At 60.2% G+C, this 11235-nt stretch carries 8 protein-coding genes and 1 pseudogene; 6 read left to right on the top strand and 3 right to left on the bottom strand.

The window, feature by feature from the left end; all coding sequences use genetic code 11:
* Nucleotides 1-507 precede the first annotated feature (507 nt).
* Complete coding sequence (locus JKG68_RS28345) at nt 508-1098, top strand: TetR/AcrR family transcriptional regulator (RefSeq protein ID WP_202065356.1); 591 nt, start codon at nt 508-510, stop codon at nt 1096-1098.
* Nucleotides 1099-1658: 560 nt separating this feature from the next.
* On the opposite strand, the gene JKG68_RS28340 is transcribed toward JKG68_RS28345, so the two are convergent.
* Both JKG68_RS28340 and JKG68_RS28335 read right to left on the bottom strand, forming a co-directional pair.
* On the bottom strand, nt 1659-4865 hold the full coding sequence (locus tag JKG68_RS28340; protein WP_202065355.1) for an efflux RND transporter permease subunit: 3207 nt from the start codon (nt 4863-4865) through the stop codon (nt 1659-1661).
* Between the two features lie 30 nt (nt 4866-4895).
* The gene (locus JKG68_RS28335; RefSeq protein WP_202065354.1) at nt 4896-6113 is read right to left on the bottom strand and encodes an efflux RND transporter periplasmic adaptor subunit; all 1218 of its coding nucleotides are present in this window, start codon (nt 6111-6113) and stop codon (nt 4896-4898) included.
* 414 nt (nt 6114-6527) lie between these two features.
* Between JKG68_RS28335 and JKG68_RS28330 the strand changes: the two are divergent.
* Both JKG68_RS28330 and JKG68_RS28325 read left to right on the top strand, forming a co-directional pair.
* Nucleotides 6528-6752 (top strand): annotated as a pseudogene (locus tag JKG68_RS28330) (LysR substrate-binding domain-containing protein); the annotation flags it as partial.
* Nucleotides 6753-7024: 272 nt separating this feature from the next.
* Nucleotides 7025-7459: a DoxX family protein gene (locus tag JKG68_RS28325; protein ID WP_202065353.1), complete on the top strand. Its 435-nt coding sequence runs from the start codon at nt 7025-7027 to the stop codon at nt 7457-7459.
* A gap of 44 nt (nt 7460-7503) precedes the next feature.
* Here the strand turns inward: JKG68_RS28325 and JKG68_RS28320 are convergent, their stop codons facing one another.
* A complete protein-coding gene (locus JKG68_RS28320) occupies nt 7504-8481 on the bottom strand; it encodes a LysR family transcriptional regulator (RefSeq protein WP_202065351.1) in 978 nt (325 codons plus the stop codon).
* 106 nt (nt 8482-8587) lie between these two features.
* Between JKG68_RS28320 and JKG68_RS28315 the strand changes: the two genes are divergently transcribed.
* From JKG68_RS28315 to JKG68_RS28305, 3 genes are all read left to right on the top strand, one after another.
* Nucleotides 8588-9502 (top strand): pirin family protein, encoded by a 915-nt coding sequence (locus JKG68_RS28315; RefSeq protein ID WP_202065350.1) that lies wholly within the window; start codon nt 8588-8590, stop codon nt 9500-9502.
* A gap of 69 nt (nt 9503-9571) precedes the next feature.
* Nucleotides 9572-10168 (top strand): NADPH-dependent F420 reductase, encoded by a 597-nt coding sequence (locus JKG68_RS28310; RefSeq protein ID WP_202065349.1) that lies wholly within the window; start codon nt 9572-9574, stop codon nt 10166-10168.
* A gap of 58 nt (nt 10169-10226) precedes the next feature.
* On the top strand, nt 10227-10889 hold the full coding sequence (locus tag JKG68_RS28305) for a hydrolase (RefSeq protein ID WP_202065348.1): 663 nt from the start codon (nt 10227-10229) through the stop codon (nt 10887-10889).
* The last annotated feature ends 346 nt before the right edge of the window (nt 10890-11235 follow it).

Below are 11235 nucleotides of genomic sequence, written 5' to 3'. Positions count from 1 at the left end.
ATCGATGCCCAGGGTGGCGATCACAGCAGAGAAAGAAGACCGTGACATGGAACGTGCTCCTTGCGTGGCTCGAAGCCCCACAGCTTGCGAACAAGCGGGGCAGAAGCACGGCCGGACCATCCCATTAGGCGACCTTCCGGGTTCTCAAGCGAATTCCATCCCTTTAGCCTCTCAGGAGAAGAGATGCTGCCCAAGGCCCCGGTTGACCATTTCCAACTGTTCAACCGGTTTGACCTCGGCTTGGTAGTCTTCGGCTAGTGACCCTGCCCGACCAACAATGGCCGGCGAATATCCCCGTAAGCGATAGCGGGAAATGCCTGACTTCTTGTGCAGCACCTATGCAATCCTCAACCTGAAATTCTGCTGTCTCTTCTGAAAGAGCCGTCAAAACCCATTAGAATAAGATCTTGAAATCTTCCTGGAAACGTTTAGCATACCGATCAGTATGATATACTGCCGCGCTGTCCGCGATCTATCCGTCGTACTGGCAGAAGGATGTGGAGAATTATGGGCCGCCATCGTGAATTCGATCCTGACGAGGCGTTGCACATCGCGCTTCACGTCTTTCGACGTCGAGGCTATGAGGGCACCTCCATCTCCGACCTGACGGAAGCAATGGGCATCACGCGCCCTAGCCTCTATGCAGCGTTCGGCAACAAGGAAGATCTCTTCCGGCGGACCCTTGATCTCTATGAGCGCCAGCACCTGTGCTTCGCGCACGCGGCCCTTCAAGCGCCGACGGTTCGTGAAGCGGTTGAACGGCTCCTGCGCGGCTATATCGATGTCCTGACCGATCCCACGAGCCCCCCCGGCTGTCTTGGCGTGAATGGGGCTGTGGCCTGCAGCGAGGCGAGTGAGCCCATCCGCGAAGAGCTCATCGCCCGTCGGATGGTCAACGAGAACAATCTGCGTGACCGCTTGGAGACAGCTCGCGCCGGCGGCGATTTCCCCAGCGATGAAGATCCCGCCGACTGGGCCCGCTACGTCGTGTCGATCGGCCTTGGGATGGCGGTCAGGGCGGCATCCGGCGCTTCGCGCGAGGAACTTCAACGGGTGGTTGATGTCGCCCTGCGGGGTTGGCCAACTTTGCCTCGCTGAAACCTGGATCGCTCCCCGTTCCGCAGTTCGAAAGTTTATTGACCTCTTCGACTGTTAGGCTGATCGGAATGACGGCAGTTCCAAGGTTCACCGTCGCCTCGGTTGTTCCATCCGGTGGAAGGCCCCCGGCGAGTCCATCAACCTCGATCCAAAGCGCCGCTCCGTCCATTGAGAGGACCTCACCTGGGGCCACAGGGATTGTGTCCAAGGTCGTGGTCGTCCCGTTACCGAGCGATGCAACAATCCGAGAACGACCGGCATCAGCGACCATCATCCCTTCGAACGAAATTCATTCAGTGCTCCGATTTCCCAGCTGGAACATAATCTGCGCCCGATTTTCCCTCTTAGCGGGCGAGACGCGCAAGTCTATCAGAACTACCTCGTTCGTGACCTGGTAGCCCTCCTCCGCCCTCACATCTTCTGAAAGAAAGCCAATGGCGAGAGATGGTGCGCAAGCGGCAACCAGTCGGAGACTTTTACAAAACCGACTCATGGAATGCGCCTCATTCGTTTGACTGGAGTGATCAAGGGGCTGCTTGAGACAGCGCCCTCGCATTCGTTCAGCTCACCAAGCCCTTCACAGGATGCAGATTTGTGACAGCATCCGAGGCCGTCTGATCGGGCTGATGTTGAAGGCGGCGATTCCCCGCCAATCGACGGACCAGGACATAGAAGACCGGTGTGAAGAACAGACCGAATGCCGTCACGCCGATCATGCCCGAGAACACGGCCACACCCATGGCGGCCCGCATTTCTGCCCCCGCCCCCGTCGATACCACCAGCGGCACGACGCCCATGATGAAGGCAAGCGATGTCATGAGGATCGGTCGCAGACGCAGACGGCTCGCCTCGATCGCCGCCTCAACGGGAGTGCGCCCCTCGAACTCGAGTTCACGGGCGAACTCTACGATCAGGATCGCGTTCTTCGCAGAGAGGCCGACCAGGACGATGAGCCCGATCTGAGTGAACACGTTGTTATCGCCCCCGGTCAGCCATACGCCGGCCAGAGCCGCAAACAGCGCCAGCGGCACGATCAGGATGATCGACACCGGAAGCGTCAGGCTCTCGTACTGCGCCGCCAGGACGAGGAAGACGAGCAGAATGGCGATCGGAAAGACCAGAATGCCGGAATTTCCTGCCAGAATTTCTTGATAGGTCAGCTCGGTCCACTCGGCCCTGAAACCTTTCGGCAAGGTCTCGGCCGCAATCCGCTCGACTGCTGCTTGCGCCTGCCCCGATGAGTATCCCGGAGCCGCCTGTCCGTTGACGTCGGCCGAGAGGAACCCGTTGTATCGCATCGCGCGCTCCGGCCCTACGCTCGACTGGATGTTCAACAGAGCCTTCAGTGGGACCATCTCACCCGAACTGGAACGCACCTTCAGAAAGCCGATATCGTCAGCGCGGGACCGGAAGGAAGCATCTGCCTGCACACGCACCGAGTAAGTCCGCCCGAACTTGTTGAAGTCATTCACGTAGACCGAGCCGAAATAGATCTGGAGGGTGCTGAACACATCCGATACCGCAACCCCGAGCTGGCGCGCCTTGGCCCTGTCGATATCAGCGTAGAGCTGAGGGACGTTGATCGAATAACCCGAGAACAATCCAGCAAGCTCGGGCGCCATTGCGGCCTTGGCCAAGAAGTCTTTCGTGGCCCGGTCGAGCGCTTCATAGCCGAGGCCAGCTGTATCCTCGATCTGAAGCTTGAAGCCGCCGATCGTACCCAGCCCCTGCACCGGCGGAGGAGGAAAGATCGCGGTCACAGCCTCCGTAATGGAGGCGAACTTCTGGTTCAGTTGACCTGCAATCGCTCCGGCGCTGAGACTCGGATTCCGACGATCCTCGAATGGCGCAAGGGTCAGGAACACAATGCCGGCGTTCGAGCTGTTGGTGAAGCCGTTGATCGACAGGCCAGGGAACGCGACCGCGTGCTCCACGCCCGGCTGTTTTAGGGCGATGTCGGTCATCTGCCGGATGACGCTCTCCGTCCGGTCGAGAGTCGCAGCATCCGGCAGCTGGGCAAAGCCGACCAGATACTGCTTGTCCTGCCCTGGAACGAAGCCGCTCGGCACCAGCTTGAATAAAAAGCCCGTCGCGCCCAGCAGAGCCACATACACGAACAGCATCAAGGCCTTCGTCGCGATCGCCCGCTTCACGCCAGTGCCATAGGCACCCGATCCCCGATGGAAGATCGTGTTGAAGCGGCGGAATAGCCAGCCGAACAGCGTGTCCATGATCCGGGTGAGCGGATCCTTGGGCGCTTGGTGATCGCGAAGGAGAAGGGCCGCCAAGGCAGGTGACAGGGTCAGCGAATTGATCGCCGAGATCACTGTTGAGATGGCAATGGTGACGGCAAACTGCTTGTAGAACTGCCCTGTCAGGCCGCTGATGAACGCAAGCGGGATGAACACTGCCACCAGCACCAGTGCGATGGCGATGATCGGTCCGGAGACTTCCTGCATAGCACGGTAGGTCGCCTGACGGGGGCTCAGCCCCTTCTCGATGTTCCGCTCCACGTTCTCGACCACCACGATGGCGTCGTCGACCACGATGCCGATGGCGAGAACGAGCCCGAACAAGCTTAGGGCGTTGATGGAGAAGCCAAGGACCTGCAGGACCGCAAACGTGCCGACGATCGAAACCGGAACAGCAGCAAGAGGAATGATGGACGCCCGCCAGGTTTGCAGGAACAGGATCACCACGAGTACCACTAGGAGCACAGCTTCGAGCAGCGTATGGACCACTGCGTTGATCGAGGCGCGCACGAACTGGGTCGTGTCGTAGACGATCTGGAAGTCGATGCCTTCCGGCATGTTGGCCTTGATGTCCGCCATCTCGGCGCGAACCTTGTCGGCGATCTCGATAGCGTTCGACCCCGGCGCCTGGAGGACCGGAATGGCGACTGCCGGCTTGTTGTTCAGGAGAGACCTCAAGGCGTAGTCGGCCGCGCCGAGTTCGATGCGGGCGATGTCGCGCAGGCGTGTAATCTGCCCGTTGCCCCCAGTCTTGACAATGATGTCGCCGAACTGTTCGTCATCATGAAGACGCCCCTGGGCATTGATCGACAGCTGAAGATCGACCCCCGGCAGGCCGGGCGAAGCGCCGACCACGCCGGCAGCCGCCTGCACGTTCTGTGCGCGGATCTCGTTGACGACGTCGTCCGCAGAGAGACCGTGCTCGGCGATCTTCTGAGGGTCCAACCAGACGCGCATTGAATAATCACCCGATCCGAACAACTGGACCTGACCTACGCCCTGGATCCGAGCAAGACGATCCTTGACATTGAGCGCCGCGTAGTTGCGCAGATAAGTGACGTCGTAGCGGCTGTCGGGCGAGAGCAGGTGAACCACCATCATCAGGTCCGGCGAGCTCTTGACGGTGGTAACGCCCAGACGACGCACTTCCTCGGGCAACCGGGGTTCGGCCTGCGAGACTCGGTTCTGCACGAGTTGCTGCGCCTTGTCCGGATCAGTACCGAGGGCGAAGGTCACGGTGAGCGTCAGTACGCCGTCGGTTGTCGCTTGGCTGCTCATGTAGAGCATGTCCTCGACCCCGTTGACGGCCTCCTCGATCGGAGCAGCCACAGTCTCGGAGATGACCTTGGGATTCGCACCCGGATACTGCGCGCGAACGACTACCTGGGGCGGCACGACTTCAGGATATTCCGAGATTGGCAGAACGCGAAGGGCAAGCAATCCGACCACGAAGATGAGCAAGGACAGAACCCCGGCAAAGACTGGACGGTCGATGAAGAAGCGGGAGATGTTCATAGCAGTGGCCTTCAACCCTTTGGATTGCAATCAATTCGCCGCGGAAGCAGAAGAACTCCGCGTTTCGAGCGCGGCAGATGCTTCGGGCCCTTCGCTTTGCGGAGCGATCAGGGCGCCCGGGCGGACCTTCTGAAGACCGCCGATGATGATCCGTTCGCCGGGGTTGAGGCCACTGGTGACGATACGCCCTCCATCCACGGCTGCCCCGAGCTTGATTTCGCGGTAATTTGCCTTTTGAGCCGGATCGACGACGAGAACGTATTTCTTGTCCTGATCGACCCCAATGGCCCGCTCGGGCACCACCAGCGCGGGCGTTGTCTTGGCTTGGCCGAGCCGAAGGCGCGCGAACTGGCCCGGCATCAACCGGTCGTTGCTGTTGTCGAACACCGCACGCACGCGAACCGTGCCGCTAGCGCCATTGACAGTATGGTCGATGAGCTGAAGCTTGCCGCGCTCGACCTTGGTGTCCGGTCCTGAGCGCATCTCGACGGGAACGCGGGCGATATGGTCGCGCCGGTCACCCTTAGCCGGCAGAGTCTCGAGCACCCGCTGCACCGCGTGTTCATCCGCATCGAAGCTCACATAGATTGGGTTGGTCGAGACGATCGTGGTCAGGACCGGCGCACTGGATCCGCCATTGACGAGATTGCCTGCGGTCACCTCGATCCTCCCCACGCGTCCGTCGATCGGCGCACGCACCTCGGTGTAGGACATGTTGAGGCGCGCGGCCTTGGCGACTGCTTGTGCGGCACTGACATTGGCCTCGGCCTCGCGAACGTTGTTCATCCGTGTGTCGAGGTCGCGTTGTGCGATGGTCTGGTTGGCGGTCATCCTCAAGCCTCGCTCCAGCTCACTGCGGGCAAAGGCAAGATTGGTCTCGGCTGCGCGGACCTGAGCGTCAGCTTTCTCGACCTCTGCAATGTATGGCGCAGCATCAATTGTGAAGAGCAGGTCGCCCTTCCTGACCAGTGATCCCTCGCGAAAATGAAAAGCCTCGATAGCGCCGGGAACCCTAGGCCGAAGATCTACCCGCTCGATCGCCTCAAGGCGGCCCGAGTACTCCTCCCACAGCGAAACGTCGCGACTGTCGACGGCGGCGACTGTTGCTGGCGTAGCAGACGGCGCTGGCCCCGTGTCACTGCCGTGGGTGGCCGTGCTGCCGAGGGTAGACCCGAGAGAGACCCCGCCCAGAATCACGCTCACGGTACCGAGGGCGGTCAGGAGTTGGGTTTTGGAAATACTTGACATGGTGAAGCCGCTCATTCGGAGATTAGCCGACACATGAAGTGCGCCGGTTTCGTACCACTCGGTATAATACTGATCGGTACGTATTGGAAGAGGCGGTCTAGCTTTTTTTGTATCGATTGGTACGTAAAGGAACAGTTAGAGCCTGCCGTAGCGACATCAATGTGCTCTGGCGCACACGGCCTCACCTTCTGCACTCCTCAGACGCGAAGTCTTCATGATGGGTAGCGCTGCCAGCTCAAAGCTCAGCGGTGTACGCTGGGACCTCTCGCCTTATTCCAACACGTGGGAAATTCCCCATCCTGCGCATCAGGGACCTGGTTCGTTGGCTCATGCTGAACGTACGAGGAAGAGATGCTGGCTTTTCAGCGCGAGTTCTCCGGTCAGAGCAAAAGTTCCGAACGTGATCGCTCTGTCGACATGAGGGTGATGATACAATTGGCTTGTGCGGGAACAGGCCTGACCTTTGGGATGGAAGAGACTTTCCGCCCCTATATTGCCCGTGCTGAACTTATGCCGCTTCTGGAAGAGTTCTGCCCACCGTTCCCCGGCTACTACCTCTACTATCCGACCCGCAGGAATGTGCCGCTCAAATTGCGTGTCCTCATCGACTACCTGAGACAAAGGCGGCGGGAGACTTGAATCGCATATGGGATGAGCTGAGCCAGACTTGGAGCCTCCTGCTTTCACGGATGCATTCTGAAGATCAGCAAGCAGACCAAAACGTTACCTCTGCAACCTGCCCAGAAGTAGAAACAACCAATCTTAGGTTTCATCCTAGACCCAGGGAATTCGATTTTATCGAACTTATTGATCCATTTTATTCGCCTTTTCCGTTATGCTTGACGATGGCATCTTTCCTTCTGTCCACGGCGCCGTTCACAAACCACGCCCTTTCAGAAGGATTTATCGCCATGTCAAACGCAGCAGCTGTCCCTCACACTCATGCTCAGAGCCGTTCAGCTTTCGCCCTTGCCGATGCGGCTTCCCTCGTAGGCCGGGTGTTCTTGAGCGCCATCTTTGTCATCTCGGGCGTATCGAAGATTGCCGCCCCGGCCGCAACGATCGGCTATATCGAATCCGCAGGCCTGCCGCTGGCCCCTATCGGGTTCGCCCTTGCTGTCATCGTTGAGATCCTGGGCGGCCTTGCATTGATCGCCGGCTATCGCACGCGGCTCGTTGCGGCAGGGCTGGCAGGCTTCACTCTTGCAACGGCGCTTGCGTTCCACGGCAATGTTGCGGATCAGAACCAGTTCATCCACTTCTTCAAGAACATCGCTATGGTCGGCGGATTGCTTCAGGTTGCGGCCTTCGGAGCAGGCCGCTTCAGCCTGGATGCCCGCCGCTGATGACTTGCCTGAAGATCATTCGAAATCACGACGAAGGGCCGCGCTCATTCCGCGGCCTTTATCGTTTGCGGTCTGCCGCCGGCAAGGAAGCGGACAGCATTTTCATCGGCCCTTGCAGTCGGGCTCTCGGCTTGCTCCTGAAAGCGCTTGATCAGCCATGAACCGGCAGGGCCAGGCGGTGTATCCGTTCGATAAATCGCCTGCAGCCGGTAGGATCCTCCCCGGCAGTCAGGCATATCGAGGTGGACGAGCCGGCCGGCAGCCAGATCCTCGCGCACCATCGGCTCCGGCATGTTGCCCCAGCCGATGCCCTCCCTCAGCAGCATGTGCTTGGAGCCAAGATCCGCCAGACGCCACGTCTGTGTTGCCACAACGGCCATATCTTGGCCTTGCGTGAAAGGCGAGCGGTCTGTCAGCACAAGCTGGATGTGGTCACGCCCTGCGCCAGGGGCATTCTGACCCGCACGGGCCAGCGGATGATTGGGCGCGGCAACGGGTACCAGCTCGACAATGCCCACGCCGATCCGCTCGATCCCGGGGATTTCCGCATCGAGCGGCCAGCCCACGCCGATCGTGGCGGAACGGTTGAGAACCATCTGGGTGACGGCCCCGAGCGCCTCGACGTTCAACCGCAGATGAACTGTCGGAAACTCGGCACGGAATTCCTTGAGTGCATCCACCACGCGCCAAGCCGGCAGCATCACGTCGAGCACGAGGTGGATCTCGGCCTCCAAGCCCTGCAGCAGCCCCCTGACTTTGGCGCGCAGCCCATCGACTCCGTTGGAGACGGTCCTGGCTTCGGCCAAGACCATCCGGCCGGCTTCTGTCAGCTGAGGCTTGCGGGTGGATTCACGGTCGAAGAGCGACACCCCGAGCTGCGCCTCCAAGTTGGCAATCGAGTAGCTGATGACGGATGTCGCCCGACCCAGCTTGCGGGCTGCACCGGCAAAACTGCCCACATCCACAATGGTGAGAAAGATCCGCAGCTGATCAAGCGTCGGGATCCCTGGACCGGATGGCATTTCGATTTCCTCGAACGTTACGGTTCATATTATGCCAGTTTTCGGGATACGGGAAATAGCCTTCAATGTCCTCACACAGCGCACCGTTGCTGGAAAGGGCAATGCCATGACCGTTCAGTCCTATGCCGCCGAAGTCGAACAGATCATTCTGCCGGCCGTTCGCGACCTCGGCGATGGCTTCCAAGTGCGCCGCGCCTTGCCGTCCATGCATCGCCGCATGGTCGGACCGTTCATCTTTCTCGACAGCTTCGGCCCCGTTGCTTTTCAGGCGGGTGAAGGTCTCGATACACGTCCACACCCTCACATCGGGCTTGCGACCCTGACCTACCTCATCGATGGCGAGATCCTGCACCGCGACAGCGAGGGCTATGTGCAACCGATCCGCCCTGGTGAAGTCAACGTCATGACGGCTGGACGCGGTATCGTGCACTCGGAGCGGAGCAGCGATACAACACGTGCCAGCGGAGAGACGGTGTTCGGTTTCCAGAGCTGGGTGGCGTTGCCCACGGACCAGGAAGAGACGTCTCCGGGCTTCCAGCACGCCAACGCCGGCGAACTTCCCAAGATGGAAGGGGAAGGCATCAACCTCAGATTGATCGCCGGCTCATTGCATGGGCGCACCGCACCGACGCGCACCTATTCCGATCTGTTCAACGCCGATGTGTCTATGAACGATGGAGCGCGCCTTCGCATCGATGCGGAGCATGTCGAGCGCGCGGTTTACGTCATCAGCGGAGAGATCGAGGTCGCCGGGCAGACCGGAAGCTTCGGCAAGGACCGGCTCGTCGTGTTCAAGCCCGGGGCGGAGATCGTGCTGCGTGCGGTCGGTGCCGCTCGCCTGATGCTGCTCGGCGGTGAGCCACTGCCTGAGAAGCGCTTTATCTACTGGAACTTCGTGTCGAGCCGCCGCGAGCGTATCGAGCAGGCTGCGCAGGACTGGCGCGATCGTCAGTTCCCCGGTGTTCCCGGCGAGACCGAGTTCATCCCCCTGCCTGACACCCCGCCTTTCCGGCTGAAGTGACATCGGCGCGTCACGCTCTGTCCCGCAAAACTCACTGCCTTCCCAACCTTCCAGAAGGATCTCTGTGCCATGACCCATGCCATTATCGGCTCGGGCGCGATCGGCAGCGCTCTCGCCCGCCAGTTCGCCCGCAGCAACATCGACGTTCTGATCGCCAACAGCCGGGGGCCGGATTCCCTTGCGGGTCTGGCTGCAGAGCTCGGATCGTACGTAATTCCAACAACCCTGCCCGAGGCTTTGAAAGCAGATACGGTGATCCTCGCCGTTCCCTTTACGGCCGTCGCTGACGCTGTTCAGGGGGCTGGGCAATGGAACGGCCGGATCGTTGTGGACGCGACGAACGCCATCGACTTCCCAGCCTTCACACCCAAGGATCTTGGAGGCCGCCCCTCGACGGACGTTACTGCAGAGATGGTTCCAGGAGCCCGGGTGGTCAAAGCCTTCAACACCCTGCCGGCGGCCGTGCTGGCCAGTGATCCGGCGCAGGATGGCGGCCGCCGCATTCTGTTCGTCTCAGGAAATGACGCTAGTGCCAATTCTAACATAGCCGGGCTGATCGAGCGTCTCGGTTTCGCGCCGATCACGTTAGGCGAACTGAATCAGGGCGGGCTGCTCCAGCAGTTCGGCGCATCGCTGGTCGCCCAGAACTTGACGAAGCACGGGTGACATCGTCTTCCGCCTGGTAACAACCCTCCCGAAGAACTTCTCTTGAAAGGATGCTCCAATGATTTCGTCAAAACCTGTGAGAGTCGGCCTTGATGCGATGCTGACGCCGGACAACTGCGCCCTGGTGCTCATCGACCATCAGCCGTTCCAGGTGAGCGGCGTCAAGAACATTGATGCGGCCCTCATGATCAACAACGTGGTGATGCTCGCAAAGGCCGCCAAGGCGTTCAACGTGCCCACACTGCTGACCACTGTCCTCAAGGACCGCGGCGGGAATCTCATCAAGCCGCTCCAGGATGTCTTTCCCGAGCAGACGCCTATCGACCGGACGACGATCAACACCTGGGAAGATGAAAGCTGCGTCCGATGGGTGGAGGGCACGGGCCGCAGGAAGATCGTGATTGCAGCCCTGTGGACCGAGATCTGCCTCGCCTTTCCGGTCATTCACGCTCTCGGCGAAGGATACGAGGTGTATTTCGTCACCGACGCCTCCGGCGGAACCAGCGTGGAGGCGCACGAGATGGGAATTCAGCGGATGATCCAGGCCGGTGCCATTCCGCTCACGGCCGGTGTGTTCATGGCAGAGCTTCAACGGGATTGGGCTCGCGAGGAAACAGCCGGCAAGGTGGCGGAGATCATGCTCGAGCACGGCGGCGCCAGCGCAACCAATCTGGCCTGGGAACTCCAGCTTCTCGCCGGACGCCCCGGCTCTGGCGCCTGACTGCCCGAGAGCGAAGATAGCTCACGGAACGTCTAGGCACTGCGCGGAGATCGGAAATTCCGGTCTTCGCTCGAACGAGATTGGTGCAAGGCCGCAGTTTGCTCTCCGGCTATAGCGTCTTGTTCAAATGGATTGGCACGGATGTCCAATGTCCGGAATGGGTCAAACTGAGTAGTAGCGGATGCTGGTCCGAAGGTCCGCTCATCGTAGCACCGCGGAAGTATGGCTAAGGTCAGCCTCGTGCGATAAAGCGACATTCCGGGTTAGCGATGTCGGAACTCGTTAGACAAGTCACTGATTGCCCCCTTTAGAAATGTCACCCTAACCGGCTGGTCAGGTTCGACCG

It is taken from the genome of Microvirga aerilata (assembly GCF_016743775.1).
Classification (GTDB): Bacteria; Pseudomonadota; Alphaproteobacteria; order Rhizobiales; family Beijerinckiaceae; genus Microvirga; species Microvirga aerilata.
The sequence above is the reverse complement of the archived record's forward strand: the minus strand, read 5'-3'. Positions and strand labels throughout refer to the sequence as shown.